General features: G+C 42.3%; 18 protein-coding genes. 13 read left to right on the top strand and 5 right to left on the bottom strand.

Annotation, left to right across the window (positions count from 1 at the left end; genetic code table 11):
- Nucleotides 1-118: 118 nt before the first annotated feature.
- Nucleotides 119-1,588 (bottom strand): glucose-6-phosphate dehydrogenase, encoded by a 1,470-nt coding sequence (gene zwf, locus HCJ66_RS02340; RefSeq protein ID WP_187131704.1) that lies wholly within the window; start codon nt 1,586-1,588, stop codon nt 119-121.
- A 322-nt stretch (nt 1,589-1,910) separates the two neighbouring features.
- Between zwf and rnz the strand changes: the two genes are divergently transcribed.
- The 4 genes from rnz to HCJ66_RS02320 all read left to right on the top strand — a co-directional run bounded on the left by rnz (nt 1,911) and on the right by HCJ66_RS02320 (nt 5,425).
- Nucleotides 1,911-2,825: a ribonuclease Z gene (rnz, locus tag HCJ66_RS02335; protein ID WP_187131703.1), complete on the top strand. Its 915-nt coding sequence runs from the start codon at nt 1,911-1,913 to the stop codon at nt 2,823-2,825.
- A 15-nt stretch (nt 2,826-2,840) separates the two neighbouring features.
- Nucleotides 2,841-3,629 carry an SDR family NAD(P)-dependent oxidoreductase gene (locus tag HCJ66_RS02330; protein WP_187131779.1) on the top strand — a complete coding sequence of 263 codons (789 nt, stop codon included), beginning with the start codon at nt 2,841-2,843 and terminating at the stop codon, nt 3,627-3,629.
- A gap of 132 nt (nt 3,630-3,761) precedes the next feature.
- Nucleotides 3,762-4,832 carry a DNA polymerase IV gene (gene dinB, locus HCJ66_RS02325; protein ID WP_187131702.1) on the top strand — a complete coding sequence of 357 codons (1,071 nt, stop codon included), beginning with the start codon at nt 3,762-3,764 and terminating at the stop codon, nt 4,830-4,832.
- A gap of 71 nt (nt 4,833-4,903) precedes the next feature.
- Entirely contained in the window at nt 4,904-5,425 is a 522-nt protein-coding gene (locus HCJ66_RS02320; protein WP_187131701.1) for a GNAT family N-acetyltransferase, read from the top strand.
- Between the two features lie 55 nt (nt 5,426-5,480).
- Here the strand turns inward: HCJ66_RS02320 and HCJ66_RS02315 are convergent, their stop codons facing one another.
- Nucleotides 5,481-6,713: a toxic anion resistance protein gene (locus tag HCJ66_RS02315; protein ID WP_187131700.1), complete on the bottom strand. Its 1,233-nt coding sequence runs from the start codon at nt 6,711-6,713 to the stop codon at nt 5,481-5,483.
- A complete protein-coding gene (locus tag HCJ66_RS02310; protein WP_187131699.1) occupies nt 6,710-7,354 on the bottom strand; it encodes a 5-bromo-4-chloroindolyl phosphate hydrolysis family protein in 645 nt (214 codons plus the stop codon). The genes HCJ66_RS02315 and HCJ66_RS02310 overlap by 4 nt, the downstream gene beginning before the upstream one ends.
- Nucleotides 7,355-7,558: 204 nt before the next feature.
- On the opposite strand from HCJ66_RS02310, the gene HCJ66_RS02305 reads away from it, so the two are divergent.
- The 6 genes from HCJ66_RS02305 (at nt 7,559) to HCJ66_RS02280 (ending at nt 11,670) form a co-directional block, all read left to right on the top strand.
- Nucleotides 7,559-8,107 (top strand): NUDIX hydrolase, encoded by a 549-nt coding sequence (locus HCJ66_RS02305; RefSeq protein ID WP_187131698.1) that lies wholly within the window; start codon nt 7,559-7,561, stop codon nt 8,105-8,107.
- A 23-nt stretch (nt 8,108-8,130) separates the two neighbouring features.
- Entirely contained in the window at nt 8,131-8,556 is a 426-nt protein-coding gene (locus tag HCJ66_RS02300) for a VOC family protein (protein ID WP_187131697.1), read from the top strand.
- A gap of 132 nt (nt 8,557-8,688) precedes the next feature.
- Nucleotides 8,689-9,579, top strand: a complete 891-nt coding sequence (locus tag HCJ66_RS02295) for an ABC transporter ATP-binding protein (RefSeq protein ID WP_187131696.1) — start codon at nt 8,689-8,691, stop codon at nt 9,577-9,579.
- On the top strand, nt 9,576-10,391 hold the full coding sequence (locus HCJ66_RS02290) for an ABC transporter permease (protein ID WP_187131695.1): 816 nt from the start codon (nt 9,576-9,578) through the stop codon (nt 10,389-10,391). The genes HCJ66_RS02295 and HCJ66_RS02290 overlap by 4 nt, the downstream gene beginning before the upstream one ends.
- Nucleotides 10,391-10,996, top strand: a complete 606-nt coding sequence (locus HCJ66_RS02285; protein WP_187131694.1) for a TetR/AcrR family transcriptional regulator — start codon at nt 10,391-10,393, stop codon at nt 10,994-10,996. Before HCJ66_RS02290 ends, HCJ66_RS02285 begins: the two co-directional genes overlap by 1 nt.
- A gap of 143 nt (nt 10,997-11,139) precedes the next feature.
- Entirely contained in the window at nt 11,140-11,670 is a 531-nt protein-coding gene (locus HCJ66_RS02280) for a homing endonuclease associated repeat-containing protein (protein ID WP_187131693.1), read from the top strand.
- A gap of 315 nt (nt 11,671-11,985) precedes the next feature.
- Here the strand turns inward: HCJ66_RS02280 and HCJ66_RS02275 are convergent, their stop codons facing one another.
- Nucleotides 11,986-12,984 (bottom strand): NAD(P)/FAD-dependent oxidoreductase, encoded by a 999-nt coding sequence (locus HCJ66_RS02275; RefSeq protein WP_187131692.1) that lies wholly within the window; start codon nt 12,982-12,984, stop codon nt 11,986-11,988.
- Nucleotides 12,968-13,813: an ABC transporter ATP-binding protein gene (locus HCJ66_RS02270; protein WP_181675174.1), complete on the bottom strand. Its 846-nt coding sequence runs from the start codon at nt 13,811-13,813 to the stop codon at nt 12,968-12,970. Before HCJ66_RS02270 ends, HCJ66_RS02275 begins: the two co-directional genes overlap by 17 nt.
- Before the next feature lie 206 nt (nt 13,814-14,019).
- On the opposite strand from HCJ66_RS02270, the gene HCJ66_RS02265 reads away from it, so the two are divergent.
- The 3 genes from HCJ66_RS02265 to HCJ66_RS02255 all read left to right on the top strand — a co-directional run bounded on the left by HCJ66_RS02265 (nt 14,020) and on the right by HCJ66_RS02255 (nt 17,090).
- A complete protein-coding gene (locus tag HCJ66_RS02265) occupies nt 14,020-14,952 on the top strand; it encodes an iron-hydroxamate ABC transporter substrate-binding protein (protein WP_187131691.1) in 933 nt (310 codons plus the stop codon).
- A 90-nt stretch (nt 14,953-15,042) separates the two neighbouring features.
- Entirely contained in the window at nt 15,043-16,068 is a 1,026-nt protein-coding gene (locus tag HCJ66_RS02260; protein WP_187131690.1) for a FecCD family ABC transporter permease, read from the top strand.
- Complete coding sequence (locus HCJ66_RS02255) at nt 16,068-17,090, top strand: FecCD family ABC transporter permease (RefSeq protein WP_425487904.1); 1,023 nt, start codon at nt 16,068-16,070, stop codon at nt 17,088-17,090. Before HCJ66_RS02260 ends, HCJ66_RS02255 begins: the two co-directional genes overlap by 1 nt.
- Nucleotides 17,091-17,251: the final 161 nt, after the last annotated feature.

Genomic DNA, 17,251 nt, shown 5'->3' with positions numbered 1-17,251 from the left:
CTGCCTTCCAATTCCCAGCCTCTCGGAAATTTCGGTGCCTCCGCAAAAACCAAGTGCGGGTTTTCACTGCGGCCCCTAACAAATTTTTTCGGGTCTAACGGGCTCTTTCAGCTTTTCGTTATTCAAACCACTCAAACCCATCTTGTGACACCAATTTATCTGCTTCTTTTGGTCCCATAGTGCCGGATGTGTAGTTCGGGAAATGTTCTTTCGTATTCGACCAGACTGCGGCTACTTTATCCACGAAATTCCATGATAGGGAGACTTCATCCCAATGTGAGAAGTAAGTTGCATCGCCGTTTAGGCAGTCTTGAATCAGTTTTTCGTAGGCTTCGGGTGTGTTCATGCCATCTGGTGATGAGTGCGCGTAGTTCAGGTTGACTGGCATCGTCAGCATTCCTTGGCCTGGTTCTTTGACATTCATGTGTAGCGTGATACCTTCGTCTGGTTGAATATGTATCACCAGCACGTTGCCTCCAAGCGATTGGCCTGGACCAAAGAGGTTCATCGGTACGTTTTTGAACTGAATCGCAATTTGGGTTGTTTTCTTCGCAAGACGTTTACCAGTTCTAATATAAAATGGAACGCCGCTCCAGCGAAAATTGTCAATCATGAGTTTTGCTGCTACAAATGTTTCGGTATTAGAATCGGAATCGACGTTCTCTGCTTGGCGATAACCCAGCAAATCTTCGCCATCCACTTTTCCAGGGCCGTATTGACCGCGTACGAAATATTTGTACACATCGTCGCCTTCAATGACACGCAAAGAACGGAGCGCGCGCACTTTTTCGTGACGAATTTCTTGTGTTGTTAATTTAATCGGTGGCTCCATCGCAAGTAAGGATACGATTTGTAAAATATGATTTTGAACCATATCGCGAAGCGCGCCACTTTCCTCGTAATAACGGCCACGATCCTCTACACCAAGCGTTTCACTCAATGTTACTTGGATGTTGTCGATATAGCGATTATTCCAAAGGGATTCAATAATAGAGTTCGCAAAACGAATCACAGAAATGTTTTGAATCATTTCTTTGCCTAAATAATGGTCAATGCGGTAAATCTCGTTTTCATCAAATGCTTGACGAAGCGACTCATTAAGTTCTTTTGCACTCGCTAAATCGCGACCAAATGGTTTTTCAATGATTAAACGACTAAATCCTGCATTATCGACAAAACCTTCTGACTTTAATCGACTTGCAATCGTTCCAAAGAAATTTGGCGCCATGGCAAGATAGAATAGGCGATTTCCTTGTAGTTCGTATTTTTTATCGAGTTCATCCGATAAGTCTTTAAGTTCGACATACGATTCACGATTGGTTACATCGTGTGATTGATAGTAGAAATGTGACGCAAATTCTTCTGGATCGAAGCCTTCTTTTTCGATGCCTTTCAATGATTCCACGACTTTTTCACGGAAGAAATCATTGGTCCATGGACGACGAGCTGTACCGATCACTGCGAAATTTTCTTTCAAAAAGCCTTTCGTGAAGAGATGGTATAGCGAAGGGTAAAGTTTGCGATTTGCCAAATCTCCCGTACCGCCAAAAATAGTAATTAAAGCTACTTGTTCTTTCACTTCTGTCATACGTGCTTACCCTCTTTCTTTATTCTATGGAACATACCTCAGACAAATCGGTAGCAAGTGTTCGCATTCGCTCGATTTGCGTAAAGCAAAGACTACAGCTTACCTGATAAATGGGAAGATGTTTCAAAGCTTAATCTGAGAATGAGACAATTAAGATATAATCATAGTCGCCCTCATTATTCCTTACTATTTTAGCCGTTTGATTTCTAATGTGCAACTGATTGAACCGGAAAAGTCGGAAAATCTTAGCGATGAGAGTGCAATAAATGCGCTAAATATGGTATGATTAATAGAGGATTAGAGAAAGGGTTGTGAGACAAAGATGGAACTGATTTTTCTCGGAACAGGAGCGGGTGTCCCTTCCAAAGGCCGTAACGTAACGGCAATTGCGCTCACGATGCTCAATGAACGAAATAGTATTTGGCTTTTTGACTGTGGAGAAGCGACGCAACATCAGATTTTACGAAGCTCGATTCGATTAAGTAAATTAGAAAAAATCTTTATTACGCATTTACACGGCGATCATATTTTCGGGTTGCCAGGACTTCTTAGCAGTCGTTCTTTTCAAGGTGGGGAAACAGAGCTCACAGTCTACGGCCCAGTTGGGATTGCGAGTTATATTCGGACGAGTTTAGCGGTGAGTGGTACGCATTTGAAATACTCGCTTGAGATTGTGGAAATTGAGGAGGAGGTCGTGTTTGAGGACGCCGAATTCAAAGTCATTTGTCGCGAGCTCGATCACGGCATTTTGAGTTATGGTTACCGAATTGAAGAAGCGGATAAACCAGGATCGCTTGATGCTGCTGGACTTTCGGCATTCGGCGTGAAGCCGGGCCCAGTTTTCAAGGAACTGAAAGAAGGCAAGACGGTGATGCTAGAAAACGGCAAAGTCATTAATGGGAGCGAGTTTATTGGACCTACCAAAAAAGGACGTACCATCGCGATTTTTGGTGATACGAGAACGACGCCAAACGAATTAGTAATAGCGAATCAGGCAGATGTCATCATTCACGAGGCTACATTTGGCGCCGAAATGGGTGACATGGCTGGTGAATATATGCATTCTACAACACTAGAAGCTGCAACTCTCGCCAAAAATGCAGAAGCGAAACGGCTTATTATCACGCATATTAGCTCGCGATATAACAGAGAAGACAACCGCAAACTTGTCTCAGAGTGTCGCGAAATTTTTCCAAATACGGAAATAGCAACGGATTTTGCTATATTTGAACTATAAAGGAGTTTGAAACGAATGAATGATTTTCTAAAAGGAAAAACCGTAATGATTACAGGTGCTTCCAATGGACTTGGAGCTGAGATTGCGCGGCAAGTCGCAGCGGTCGGTGCCCACACAATTTTGACGGCACGTCGCACAGAGAAGTTAGCAGATTTGGCAACACAAATTCAGTCAGATTACGGCGTCATCAGCACTTACCATAAGATGGATATGACTAACTTCGAAGAGATTGCCCAAGTAATGCAAAAAATTGGTGACACAAAGATTGACGTGTTGGTAAACTGTGCCGGATTTGGTATTTTTGAAGAAGCGGTAAAGACAGATTTTGACACGGTTGAGCAGATGTTTGATACGAATGTTTTAGGGTTAATGCGTCTGACACAGCTCGCCCTCCCAGATATGTTAGCACGCAAGTCGGGGCACATTATTAACATCGCTTCCCAAGCCGGAAAAATGGCCACGCCGAAATCATCCGCGTATTCTGCAACGAAATTTGCCGTTTTAGGCTATTCCAATGCACTGCGCATGGAAACAAAGTCCGCTGGTATTCATGTCACTACCGTAAATCCTGGACCAATTGCAACAAGCTTTTTCGACATCGCCGACAAAACAGGTGATTATCTAGATAGTATAGGTTTTCTCGTCTTAAAACCTGAAAAAGTTGCCGCTAAAACTGTAGCTATTATGGGCAAATCAAAGCGAGAAATAAATCTGCCGTTCCTGATGAATGTTAGTTCGCGTATATATCAAGTTATACCGCGTTTCATCGAATTTTTTGCCAAAGGTGCATTTGAGAAAAAGTGAGGCTATGTAAGAAATAGTCTTGCTTTTTTTTGTGCAGTAAATCCTGAATCAAAGCTTGCATTATTTATGAGAACAGCGTATAATCAAAATATAGAACAAATGTTCGTTTTCGTTTGAAAGGTGATGACTAAAATGGATAAGACGCGTAAAATTATTCACATTGATATGGATGCTTTTTTTGCTTCGGTTGAGGAGCGAAATCATCCGGAATACCGTGGAAAAGCGCTAATCATCGGTGGTGATCCGAATAAGCGAGGCGTGGTCTCCACATGTTCATATGAGGCAAGGAAGTTTGGCGTTCACTCCGCAATGCCGACGAAACAAGCATATAAGCTATGCCCACACGGTATTTTTATTCACGGAAATATGGCGCATTACCGAGAAGTATCCGTCCAGATTCGTGAAATATTCCATCGCTACACAGATTTAGTAGAACCGATGTCTTTAGACGAGGCGTATTTAGATGTAACAGAGAACAAGAAAGGCATGAAGTCTGCTATGAAAATCGCGCTTGAGATTCAGCATGCGATTTATCATGAGTTAGGATTAACTGCATCAGCAGGCGTGTCCTATAACAAATTCATCGCTAAAATCGCTTCCGATTTTAAGAAACCAGCAGGAATGACTGTAGTATTGCCTGAGGAAGCAGAGGCTTTTTTAGAGAGCCTTCCAGTTACGAAATTCCACGGTGTTGGCAAAGTAACCGCAGAGAAGTTACATGGATTAGGCATTCATACAGGCGCTGATTTAAAAGCTTGGGATGAGTGGGACCTTATTCGTGAATTGAATAAACAAGGCTATCGTCTGTACAGGGCAGTAAGAGGCCTATCGGATTCAAAAGTAAATCCACATCGCGAAAGGAAATCAGTAGGCAGGGAAACGACATTTGCAAACAATATTTTTGATGAACGAGAAATGCAGGAGATGCTGTTATTATTTTCGCGAAAGATTGAAAGTTCGCTGGAGCGTATTGGAAAGCACGGGAAGACTGTCGTTTTAAAGTTAAGGTATAGTGATTTCAGCACGATTACAAAGCGATTATCACTAATGGAGTACACGCGAGATGCTCGTGTTATTTATGATGCCGGCACAAGTTTGTTGCGTGATGTCTATAGTGGAGAAGATAGTGTTAGGCTTGTTGGTTTGACAGTCACGAATTTGAAGCCACTACACTTTGAGAACTTGAAATTAGAAGGTTTTTAGGAAAGTGCTTGTTTATTATGTCGAGTCGTTGTTATATTTATTCAATAATGAATAATGGGAGTTGTTGGGTGATGACAAGGGAGTGGTATAGAATTAGGCCAATTAAGCGCGAAGATGTACTGGGAATGCACGAATGGGAATTAAATGAGGAAATCGCGATGGCTAGCGGTGTTACGAAACCACGATCATTAGAAGTTTTTCAAACGATGTATGAGAAATACTTTTTGAAGGTGACTCATGCGCTCAAGCTTTATAGCATTGTATTAGATGAACGGGTTATTGGTCGCGCAGAGCTAGGCTTGATTGATAGAGAAAATGGAAATGCTGCGTTTGGAATCGTCATTGGTGAGCAGTCTAGTTGGGGGAATGGATATGGGAAAGAAGCTATTTTAGAATTGCTAGATGTAGCGTTCCATGAATTGCATTTACATAAAGTTTATTGTGAGGTGTATACATTTAATCAGCGGTCGCTTAATATGATGGATTCCTTAGGATTTCATAGAGATGGAATACTACGGGAGCATGAGTTTTTTCGAGGGGTATATCATGATTTGGTCCTATTCAGTATGATGCGAACAGAATTTAATAAATAAAAGGTGCGGTATCCGTTGGTATAATCAGTGGATACTGCACCTTTCTTAAAAAGCGTTATTTCATTTCTAACAAACGATCTTTCAATTCTTGTTCCATCGATACGAGTTCTTTTTCTGCAACGGCGCGTTTAGCACGGCCTTCTTGTTGAATCTTCAATGTCTCTTGCAATGTTTCTATAAGGCTTGATTGTGTTTCTTTTAGTGTTTCGATATCAACAATACCCCTTTCGTTTTCGCGGGCTGTTTCGATAGCATTTGTTTTTAACATGTCAGCATTGCGTTTTAGAAGCTCATTGGTTGTTTCGGCTACTTGACGTTGTGCTTCCGCTGCTTGTTGCTGACGTAGTAGGGTAAGTGCGATAGCTACTTGATTTTTCCATAATGGAATAGCTGTCATGATAGATGATTGGATTTTTTCAGCAAGCACTTGATTCGTATTCTGAATAAGACGAATTTGCGGTGCTTGCTGAATCGTAATCTGACGGCTAAGCTTCAAGTCGTGTACGCGTTTTTCCAAGCGATCTGCGAATTGTGTGAGATCGTTTACTTCCTGAAAATCCATTTGATCGCCGGATTGTTCCGCTTTTTTGCGCAGTTCTGGAAGTAGCTTTGTATTGATTTCTTCTTGTTTTAGTTCACCTGCTGCGATATAAATATTTAACGCTTGGAAGTAGTCTTTATTCTTATCATAAAGTTGTTCTAAGAAAGAGTTGTCTTCCATTAAACGTTTTTTTGCATGTTCTAGTTTCAGGGCAATTCGATCAATTTGTGTGCCCATTTTTTGATATTTGGACGTAATTTCATTAATCGATTGCTTCACGCGAGAGAACATTTTTGTGAAAACGTTCTTGTTTCGCGCGGCAAGTTCGTCTGGATCGGCTTCTTGTAAGCGGAACATTAGATCGCTAATGATTTCGCCGATTGGTCCTACATCTTGTTTTTGAACTTGATTGAGCATGGAATGGGAAAAATCGTGCAACTTTGCTTGTGCTGGTGCGCCATATCCTAGGATTGCGGCTTGATTTCCAGGCTCTATTTGTTTGGCAAGTTCCACTGCTTGGCGACGATTAGCTTCGGGAAGCATGTCAACCAAGCGTGGAGCTTTATCGGTTTCGTTATTCACGATTTCTTGAACGGTTTGTGAGCCGTTTGTGCCAAATGGATCGGCGAGTAGATCGTCCAATGTTTTGTTGAAATTAGCATCGATGACCTCGGCTTTTGGTTGATCATATGTTGGTGTTTCTTTTGTTTCTAGTTCAGGTTCGTTTGGCTTTTGGTTCTCGGTCATTTGGGTGTTCTCCTTTCAAATTTCTTCTCCTGTTTGGAAATAGAATTCTTCGCCACTTCCAGTTCAAAATCAAGGCTCGATACGTCCTTGTTAAGTAGTGCGAAGAGGTCTTTCTCAATCACACGACCTAAGTCATTCAAAAGTGCGCGCGTGTCAGAAAGTGTTTGGTAAATCTTCTTGTCTTTCACAGGTTGGCTGTTTAGGAAAGCGTATTTTTCTGTTAGCTCGACTAAAGAGTCCAAGTGGGAGAAAAAGAAATCTTCTGCGTCATAAAAGCGTTTTGGCTCTTCTTTTACAATACCGTAGATACGTTTTGTCAGTATTAACGTTTTATCGCGTTCTTGGAATGTGAAGAGAGTGCGATGAGCAGCTGTGATCTTTTGCAGACGAAGTATTTTTGCTCGTGATTCTTCTAGGTTTGTGCGAATGTATTTGTATTCTTTTTTTGTAAGCCCAGTCTGAATTGCATGTGCCTTATCTCCCGCTTTTGCAGAAAAGAAGAACAGGAAGGCGGCCACGACAAGTGTTACGGCGCTAATAAGTAACCAGTTGTTCACAAAGATGCTTGCCAAGATGCCGAACAAAATGAGTGTTAAAACGATTGAGCCAGTGAAGGCCATAAATTTTTTGAAAACTACCATGTCTATCTTCTCCTTAGGCTTCCTTATTTTTTTAAGGATTAAGTATTTGTGAAAATTGTTTTAGAAAATCATTTGAAAAGGTTAACTGATTTGAGTATATCATACCATATTGGCGGAAAAGATGTTATCAGTCGTGCGATGTAAATTCCCCTCAGACTTGATTATGGTATAATGATAAAAAAGCCTTAGAAATGGAGTGGTAGCATGGATTCGTTAGAGGAAAAAACAGTGAAGCGTGAGACGATTTTTGACGGGAAGATTATTAAATTAATGGTGGATGATGTTGTGTTACCGAATGGTGCTGCGAGTAAGCGCGAAATCGTGAAGCATCCTGGTGCGGTGGCGGTAATTGCCATTACGCCTGAGAACAAAATGGTGATGGTGGAACAGTATCGGAAGCCGCTCGAGAAGGCGATAATCGAAATTCCGGCTGGTAAAATTGAACCAGATGAGGAGCCGAAATTGACGGCTGGGCGTGAGTTAGAAGAGGAAACGGGATACAAAACGGATGATTTGAAGCATCTGGTATCTTTTTATACGTCACCGGGTTTTGCGGATGAGTTACTACATATTTATCTTGCGGGAGATTTGAAGAAGCAAGTCAATCCGCTTCAAGCAGATGAGGATGAGTTTGTGAATATAGTGGAGATAAGTTTAGATGAAGCGCTACAGTTAATAGAAGAAAAGGTAATTTGTGATGCAAAAACAGTGTATGCTGTGCAATATTGGCAATTACTTGAAGCGACTAAATAATGTTGGAGAGGAAGTAGAGGAAGATGACAGCTATTTTTCTGCATTTTACAGGGAACTGCCGAGAGGCGCTCGATTATTACGCGGGTATTTTTGAGGTGGAGCCAAAGGATATAGCGACATACGGTGAGGCACCGCCGAATCCGAATGCTGGCGAAAATAAAGATGCCAACGCGGATAAGATTATGTATAGTGAAATCGATGTCAGGGGTTTACGCGTGATGATGTCGGATATGCCGGATGGTGTTCCAGCGACTCAAGGTGATAATGTTAGTATTGTTGTGGAAAGTGATGATTTGGAAGACCTGAAAGCAATTTTTGCTAAGTTTGAAAAAGAGAGTAAGGTTTATATGCCACTGGAAGAAACGTTTTGGAGTAAGGGCTATGCGATGATTGCTGACAAATTCGGAATGCAGTGGCACTTAAGTTACGGTGATTTTTTGACGAAATAGAAAAATAGAGTAGCGTATCAGATAGCATTCTGGTGCGCTTTTTTTGTGAAAATGGTTATTTGTTGACTGGGTGGTCAAACGAGAGTATAATCACATTGACTAGATGGTCAATTGTGAATTGGAGGGATAAAGATGAAAGCGATAGAGACGAATGATTTGACGAAGTTCTATCATAAGAAGCGGGCGATAGAAGGGGTGAATTTGTCAGTGGAAGAGGGAGAATTGTTTGGATTTATTGGTCCGAATGGTGCTGGTAAATCCACGACAATCAAGCTGTTGCTGAATTTTATTTATGCTTCGAACGGCCATGCGACAATACTTGGTAAGGATATTGTGAAAAATTCGGCCGAGATTAAAAAAATGGTTGGGTATGTGCCGAGTGAAGTGCGTTATTATCCGCAAATGACGGCGAATGATATTATTGGATTTGCTGCGAAGTTTCATCATATTGACCAGGCTGGGATTCAGATGAAGCGCTATTATGAGATGTTTGATATCGATCCGCATAAACGTTTTGGGGACATGTCACTTGGGAATAAAAAGAAAGTTGCGATTGTGGCTGGGCTTATTACGAGGCCGAAATTATTAATTTTAGATGAGCCTACAAATGGGCTTGATCCTTTGATGCAGCACCATTTATTTAAGGAGATGACGCGTCAAAATCAAGAGGATGGTATGACGATCTTTTTGTCGAGCCATAATTTGCGCGAAATTCAGGAATATAGTACGCGTGCTGCTTTTATTCGTGAGGGCGAAATTGTAGCGCTTGAAAATATTGCGGATCAAGAAATGTCAGGGAAAGTGATTGTTTTGAAAGGAACTGGGTTACCTGTGACGGAGCTTGTCAATGCGGGCGCGAAAGTTGTGGAAACGACGGAAACGAGCGCTAGACTGACGTTTGATGGAAATGTGCAGACCGTGTTGCCAATTCTTGCGGCAGAAGGAATTAAAGATTTGTCAATTACGAATCAAGAGTTGGAAGATAAATTCATGACGCTTTATGAAGGAGGAAAGACAAAATGACTATTTTAAAGATTGAATGGAAAACGCATTTTAAGAGCTTGCTCGTTTGGTCGGGGGTTGTGGCGTTAGTACTCGGTATGTTCATGGCGTTCTTTCCGAGTATGCAGTCGAGCGGGATGCAGGATTTAGTGAACACAAAAATGAATGCTTTACCGAAAGAAATGATGAATGTTTTGCATATTAGTTCGATGGCGGATTTAACAAAAATTGATGCTTATTTTGCCTATGTGTTCCAGTATATTTTTATTGCAGCGTGTGTGTATGCGGCGATGATTGGGGCGCAGGCGTTAGTGAAAGAGGAGACGGACGGGACGATTGAGTTCTTATACGCGCAACCGATTACGCGCTCGGAGTTAGTGGCTTGGAAAATGGTTGGAAACGCGATTTCATTTATTGCTTTTTGGGCTATTACGTTTGTCGTGTCGACGGTATTGGTCGTTTTCTTGAAGCAAGATGGGGCGAATACGGGAGATTTGGTGCAGGCGCTCGTGCGGGTTTTCTCGAATGAATTACTGGTTGCTTTGCTGTTTATGAGTGCTGGATTCTGTTTTTCAGCGATTGTTCATTCAGCGAAACAGGCGACACCGGTGGCTCTAGGACTCGTTTTCTTCACGTATATTTTAGGAATTCTTGCGGGGTTGAACGATAAGGTAGACTTCTTTAAATACTTTTCTCCAATTAATTTTGCGATTCCGTCTGATATGATCAAAGCTTCGATGGAGAGCGTGAATGTCTGGATTACCGTGATTTCGATGATTGTCTTTATCGTGCTGACTTTCGTGCTGTATCGGAAAAAGGATTTGAGAGTGTGATGGAAGATAAACGGGATAAAATTTTGATGGTCGCGGTGGAGGAGTTCGCGGATCATGGGTATAAGGCGGCTAGTACAAATCGGATTTCGGAGGTTGCTGGTGTTTCAAAGGGGCTGATTTTCCATTATTTTGGCTCAAAAGAAAAACTGTATACTGCAGCGGTTACTTATTCCGTGGATTTAGCAATGCAGGAAGTGCCAATTGGGGATATGCCGACGGAAGACTTTGTGCAGGGGGCAATTTGGTCGACGAAGCAGAAGTTAGATTTTAGTAAGAACTATCCTGCTGTTTTTAAGTTGATTATGCAATCTTATGCAAATCCTCCGGCGCCGCTTGCGGAACGTTTGCATACGTATTATATGGAGGCGTTGCAAGTACAAGATGTTTATATGAACCAGATTTTAGAGAAAGTGACATTGCGGGCAGATGTTGTTTCTGAGGATGCGCATGATTTGGTTCGCGCCTTGTTCGATTATATTATTAAAATGGCGACGGATTATATTCGGGAAAACCCCGATGCTACGATGGAAGAAATGCAGCCGCTTGTTGATAAATTTATGAACATGATGGCAATTGTGGAGCGTGGAATGATTCAAAAAACATGAATAAATGGGAAAACAAACCTGAATTTTGTGATTTAGGTTTGTTTTTTTGTAAATTGGAATATTTTTCAGTTGTTTCAATTGCTCTTTTATGATACAACATAAATGTAATGCAAATGCAGTTACTACACAGGAGAAGGGGAAAGATGATGGACAATACAGCTGTTGTGACAAAAGAACAGATTATTGCGGAATTACAACAATTGGCGCAGGAACAGGGGCGTGTGCCAAGGCGTAGCATGTACAATCATTTTGAGAAAGCACGACAATTATTTGGTTCGTGGCCAGACGCGTTAAGGGCGGCGGGTTTGGAGAATGAGCAGAAACGTTTTTATAAAGAAGATTATTTGATTGCAGAGGTAAAGCGAATTTCAGAGCAGTTGGGGCGTCCGCCGATTAGTGGACCACATGAGTTTCCGCTTTATATGTCTGTCATGGAGTATTATGATTCTTGGGAAGCTTTTCTCGAGCAGGCTGGTTTGACGAAGTTTGCAAAGGAAGAGGAAGGTAAGGAAGTCAAAGAGAAATTGATTCTCGATATTTTGGAAATGGAACGGATTATGCGGAGATTTCCTACGATGAGTGAGTTCGCTGACTACCGATTGGTGCGTTATTATTTTGGTAGTTGGAAGAATTTTAAAGTGGCTTGTGAGGAGAAACGGCAAGAAGTTTCTTAAAAATAGATATAGCAAAGAGTTTGGGACATAAACCAGATAAATCGGCGACAAGCGTTCGCATTCAGGGGATTTGGCGGACTTCCGGTTCGGCTACGCAATACTTGCTACGCTTAACTTCTTACATGGTCGAGGAAACTACCCTCTCCCTGTTTTCAGTCATCACATACACCAGTATGCTCCGCTTCCGGCTTCCACCAAATCCCCTGAATACAAACGCTTTCGCTCGATTTGTATAAAGCATAATTTTCGCCCTACCCGAAGAAATGGGAGGGCGCTTTTGCTTTGTCTTGAGTTTTGTCTCAGCCTCTTTTTCGTCTAGACTTCTGTGAAACTTTCGTGGTGTGTGCTGACCATGGCAACTTCTTCAGCATCTGGATCTAAGAAGTTTTTAGCGCTGTTGATAGCGATGGGTCCTTCGTGGAGGCCAGCTGCGATGATGCGCATTTTGCGGGGATAGGTGCAGATATCGCCACATGCATAAATACCAGGGACACTAGTTTCCATTTCTTGATTGACAAGGATGCCGTATTCGGATGTATCGAAGCCCCAATCAAGCATGGAACCGAGGTTCACCTTAACGCCATGATTCACGACGATGGCATCGGTGTCGATTTTTGTTGTGCTGCCGTTTTTATTACAATGAATCACACAGCTTTTCAGGTTGGTAAAATCGCCTTGTAGGGCTGTTATTTCGTGATTCACGTGGATGCAGATGGAGGAATCGTGCATTTCTTTGACGCGTTCTTCATGCCCTTTGAAATTCTCCCCACGGTATACGAGGTGGACTTCCTTAGCGATGGGCTCTAGTGATTGCGCCCAGTCAATAGCTGCATTGCCACCGCCGGAAACAACAACAGTTTTATTTTGGAAACTCGCTAGATTTTTAATGTCGTAATAGAGGTTACTGGCAAATGTTTCGCTACCGGATACTTCTAGTGGATGAACTTCGTATGTGCCACTTCCAGCCGCGATGATAATCGTTTTACTGTGATGTTCATTGCCGTTTTCTGCTATTAGTTGGAAGGTGCCGTCCTTTTGCAGGTGAAGTTCTGTGATACGTTCGCCGCATACAATAGTGGGGTGGAACGTTTTTGCTTGATCATGTAAGTTTTTCACAAGTTCCTGTCCTTCGATTGCTGGAATCCCGCCGATATCGCGGATGATTTTTTCTGGGTAGAAGTAACGGATTTTACCGCCAACTGCTGGCTCGGCGTCGATAATTTTTGTTTTTAGGGAGCGTAGACCGCTGTAAAAAGTGGTGAATAAGCCGACTGGTCCTGCTCCGATAATTGTTACATCATACAAGTTTGACAACGACTTCACCTGCTATCTTGGTTGCGACTTGTCTGATTTCACAAGCTTGACATGTTTCGTACGGTAAACATAGTGGAACGCCAGTACGTGGGTCAAGCATGATATCGGCTTTAATTCCAAAAACATCTTCTAGTGTTTGTTCGGTCATCACATTTACTGGGGCACCCTCGGAAATGACTTGACCAGAACGGATTGCAATCATATGATCGGCAAAGCGAGAGGCGTGATTTAAATCATGGACAACCATGACAATTGTACGATTTTCTTGTAGGTTTAGTTGTTTCAGCAACATCAATACTTCTAATTGATGGGTCATATCGAGAAATGTCGTTGGCTCATCTAAGAATAAAATATCGGTTTCTTGTGCTAATGCCATGGCAATCCAAGCGCGTTGTCGTTGTCCGCCAGATAAACTATCGATCGGGCGGTCGGCGAAATCGTTTAAGCTCGTCACGCGAATGGCCCATTGAATCATGTCGCGATCTTTGACGGACATGGATTTAAAACCGCTTTGATGGGGGGATCTGCCATAGGAAACGAGTTCGGTTACAGTCAGGCCATCAGGTGCGGTTGGGTTTTGTGGCAGGATTGCTAGTTGTTTGGCGATTTCTTTTGTGGATTGGCGGTGAATCGCTTTTCCATCTAAGAAAACATTACCTTTAGAAGGCTTCATCAGACGAGACATCGTTTTTAAAATGGTCGATTTACCTGAGCCATTAGCGCCGACTAGTGCCGTGATTTTGCCTTTCGGTATTTCAATATTTAAAGCGTCTACGATCACACGCTTGTCGTAGGCGATTTGTAAGCCGTCTGTTCTTAAGTTATTCATCTATACATCGCTCCTTAGTTTCGCGATTGATAATCATTCTCATGACTAGTATAGAATTTTTTGACGAAAGTTGCAATAGCTAAGTGCTTATTATTGTTATTTTTTCGCACGGAAGACATTTTTAGTCTTGCTTTTTGGTGGGTGTCTTGCTATAATTCCTGATGAGATTGATAATCATTATCAATTGAAAAGGAGGAGCAAATTTTATGAAGAAAATAGTATTTTTAATGTTGACTGCTGTGATGGTGGTTGTTTTGGCTGGGTGTGGTAGTGACGAAGCGGCGAAGGGGAAATCTGAAACGCATGCGTATAAGATGCCGAACGGGAAAAAGGTAGAAATCCCGAATAATCCGAAAAAAATCGTTGTGACTGAGTATATGGGATCGCTCTCAGCTTTGGGTGTGAAGCCGATTGGCGCTACATCTTTTGTGTTAAAAAACCCATACCTAGATGCCTATAAAAAAGGGGTAGAAGACATTGGTGACCCGGCTTCTGTTGAAAAAGTGGCAGAACTACAACCTGATTTAATCATTGTCTCAGGTGAGGATCAGTTCAATCAAATGAAGAAAATTGCGCCGACTATTTTAATACCATACAATACATACAAAAGTGTGCAGGATGAGTTAACGGCGATTGCTGAAATCGTTGGAAAAGAGCAAGAAGCGAAGGATTGGTTAGCGGATTTTGATAAGAAAGCTGCAAAAGCACGGGAGAAGATAAAAGGGGTTGTAGCACCAAATGCAACGGTCGGATTATATGAAGGCGACGATAAAAACTTTTATGTATTCGGAGATAATTGGGGTCGGGGTGGACAAGTTCTTTATAACGCATTACAATTAAAGGCGCCTAAGAAAATTCAAGATGAGGTCATTAATGGGGAAGGATACAAGCAAATTTCGCTAGAAGTGCTCCCAGATTTTGCGGCAGACTACATGTTTGTGACGCGTTTTAAACAGGGAGATACTAGAAATGGGGCGCTTGATGGGATAGAGGCATCGAGTATTTGGAAAGACTTGCCAGCGTATAAGGCAAACCATATTTTCACGATGGATTTTGATGAGATGTATAATTATGATCCGATTGCAGTAGAAGGTCAAATGGATTTGATTGTGAATAAAATAGTGGATAGCAATAAATAAGTAACAACGATTCGTGCGGGATGGCAGAGGCAGGTTGAAAAGCTTCTCCTTTCACCGAATCGATACATATTATGAGGGGATCAGGGTACGATGAAAACGAAGGAACTTTCCCAATTAAAAACGCGACCGGCAATGGCTACCGTGATTTTGACGGCTGGCGTTGCGCTACTTATCGTTTCTGCTTTTATCGGTATCGCTGTTGGTGCGGCAGACATCGATTTAGCAACGGTATGGGACGCGTTATTTCATTACAATAAAAGTTTAACGACACATCAAATTATTTGGGAGTTGCGCATTCCGCGTGTGCTTGCAGATATGATGGTCGGCGCGGCATTCGCGGTTGCTGGTGCGGTGATGCAAGGCATGACACGGAATCCGCTTGCCGATAGTGGTTTGCTAGGGCTCAATGCGGGATCAGCATTTATGATTGCTGTCTGTTTCGCTTTTTTACCAGGTCTTAGCTACAATTATTTGATTTTCTTTTCTTTCCTCGGCGCGGCGCTTGGTTGCCTGCTTGTTTTTGGTGTGAGTGCTCTTGTAAAAGGTGGTTTGTCACCGACGCGACTTGTTTTGGCTGGGGCTGCAGTAGCGTCTTTATTGACGGCGTTAAGTGAAGGAATTGCTATTTATTTTAAACTGAGCCAAGATTTAGCGTTCTGGTTTGCGGGCGGTGTTGCGGGCGTGAAATGGTCGCAAATTGTAGTCGTTTGGCCGTGGCTCATTGGTGCGTTGATTGCGGCAATATTACTCAGCAAGTCAGTGACGATTCTGAGCCTTGGCGATGACATTGCAATTGGACTCGGACAAAACACGACGCGGACAAAACTACTATCGATGCTTGTCGTGTTGATTTTGGCAGGCCTTGCTGTTTCCGTTGTCGGTCCAGTCGGATTTATCGGCTTGATTGTGCCGCATCTAGTTCGTTACATGGTTGGTGTAGATTATCGTTGGATTATTCCGTGTTCCGCTATTATTGGTGCGCTGTTGACGCTATATGCGGATATAGGTGCACGGATGGTGAATCCGCCGTATGAAACGCCGATTAGTGTTATTTTTGCCCTTATTGGTGTACCTTTCTTCCTTTATGTGGCGCGTAAAGAAAGGAGGAGTCTGTGATGATGGGAACGGCAACGGAACAAAAAGTCGCGCGAAAACGTTGGCTCATATTGATTTTACTCGCTATTTTACTCGTAGGTACGTTCATTTACAGTGTCAATGCAGGATTCTCGAAAATTCCATTTATAGATGTTATCAAAACTTTATTCGGACAAGGCTCACCACAAGATACGTTGATTATTTCGCAGTTTCGATTACCGCGTATCATCGTTGCCGTCCTCGTTGGTGCAGGATTAGCGATTTCAGGCGCCTTGTTACAAGCCGTTTCGCAAAATAGCTTGGCAGACCCAGGAATATTGGGAATAAATAATGGCGCAGGATTGGCAGTTATGCTCTATATCTCTTATTTTCCATCAACGCTAGACGTGCCAGTGATGTTTATGCCTTTAGTTGGTTTCACGGGTGCTATTCTAACGGCGTTTGTTGTGTATGGTTTATCCTATAGCCGGCAAGAAGGTTTATTGCCAAATCGCCTCGTATTAACAGGTGTGGCGGTTTCGGCTGCTGTGGCTGCCTTGATGACGCTCTTAACAATTCGTCTTGACCCTGAAAATTATCAAGTTGTTGCAGAATGGCTTGCAGGGAACATTTGGGCCAGTAATTGGCAATATGTTTTTGCGCTACTTCCATGGCTTATTGTTTTAGTAACAGTAGCGATGTTCAAAATAAAAACGCTAGATATTCTAGGTTTTGGCGATCAAGTAGCAACAGGGCTAGGCGTGAAAACGGAAAAAGAAAAAATTATTTTGCTTATTGTTGCAGTGGCTCTAGCGGCGGCTTGCGTCTCTGTCAGTGGTGGCATTGCTTTTATAGGTTTAATCGGTCCACATATTGCGAGACGGCTCGTTGGTAGTGGCCATAAATGGGTATTACCAATTTCGGCACTTATTGGTGCACTTTTACTTCTCGTCGCAGATACGATAGGGCGTATTATTGTGCAGCCATCAGAAATTTTCGCCGGCATTGTTGTCGCGGTAATTGGGGCACCATATTTCTTGTACTTGCTTGCTAAAACTAAATGATAATGATTCTAAAGAAGTAGCTTTCTTTCATCGTAATTGATAATCTAGATAGACTTTTCAAAACTTTTATGCTATCTTTGAATAGATAAAAAATCCACTTACTCCAATTGTTTGAGCAAGATAAAGAGTGAGTAAGTAGACTTGATTTTTATTTATAATTA

It is taken from the genome of Paenilisteria portnoyi, from assembly GCF_014322795.1.
In the GTDB taxonomy this organism is placed as follows: domain Bacteria; phylum Bacillota; class Bacilli; order Lactobacillales; family Listeriaceae; genus Listeria_A; species Listeria_A portnoyi.
Note: the sequence above shows the minus strand (reverse complement) of the source record. Positions and strands in the feature narration are given on the sequence as shown.

Bases quoted from the DNA above. Each gene is read 5' to 3' on its own strand.
- zwf (WP_187131704.1), bottom strand. From the start codon at position 1,588: ATGACAGAAGTGAAAGAACAAGTAGCTTTAATTACTATTTTTGGCGGT.
- rnz (WP_187131703.1), top strand. From the start codon at position 1,911: ATGGAACTGATTTTTCTCGGAACAGGAGCGGGTGTCCCTTCCAAAGGC.
- HCJ66_RS02330 (WP_187131779.1), top strand. From the start codon at position 2,841: ATGAATGATTTTCTAAAAGGAAAAACCGTAATGATTACAGGTGCTTCC.
- dinB (WP_187131702.1), top strand. From the start codon at position 3,762: ATGGATAAGACGCGTAAAATTATTCACATTGATATGGATGCTTTTTTT.
- HCJ66_RS02320 (WP_187131701.1), top strand. From the start codon at position 4,904: ATGACAAGGGAGTGGTATAGAATTAGGCCAATTAAGCGCGAAGATGTA.
- HCJ66_RS02315 (WP_187131700.1), bottom strand. From the start codon at position 6,713: ATGACCGAGAACCAAAAGCCAAACGAACCTGAACTAGAAACAAAAGAA.
- HCJ66_RS02310 (WP_187131699.1), bottom strand. From the start codon at position 7,354: ATGGTAGTTTTCAAAAAATTTATGGCCTTCACTGGCTCAATCGTTTTA.
- HCJ66_RS02305 (WP_187131698.1), top strand. From the start codon at position 7,559: ATGGATTCGTTAGAGGAAAAAACAGTGAAGCGTGAGACGATTTTTGAC.
- HCJ66_RS02300 (WP_187131697.1), top strand. From the start codon at position 8,131: ATGACAGCTATTTTTCTGCATTTTACAGGGAACTGCCGAGAGGCGCTC.
- HCJ66_RS02295 (WP_187131696.1), top strand. From the start codon at position 8,689: ATGAAAGCGATAGAGACGAATGATTTGACGAAGTTCTATCATAAGAAG.
- HCJ66_RS02290 (WP_187131695.1), top strand. From the start codon at position 9,576: ATGACTATTTTAAAGATTGAATGGAAAACGCATTTTAAGAGCTTGCTC.
- HCJ66_RS02285 (WP_187131694.1), top strand. From the start codon at position 10,391: ATGGAAGATAAACGGGATAAAATTTTGATGGTCGCGGTGGAGGAGTTC.
- HCJ66_RS02280 (WP_187131693.1), top strand. From the start codon at position 11,140: ATGATGGACAATACAGCTGTTGTGACAAAAGAACAGATTATTGCGGAA.
- HCJ66_RS02270 (WP_181675174.1), bottom strand. From the start codon at position 13,813: ATGAATAACTTAAGAACAGACGGCTTACAAATCGCCTACGACAAGCGT.
- HCJ66_RS02265 (WP_187131691.1), top strand. From the start codon at position 14,020: ATGAAGAAAATAGTATTTTTAATGTTGACTGCTGTGATGGTGGTTGTT.
- HCJ66_RS02260 (WP_187131690.1), top strand. From the start codon at position 15,043: ATGAAAACGAAGGAACTTTCCCAATTAAAAACGCGACCGGCAATGGCT.
- HCJ66_RS02255 (WP_425487904.1), top strand. From the start codon at position 16,068: ATGATGGGAACGGCAACGGAACAAAAAGTCGCGCGAAAACGTTGGCTC.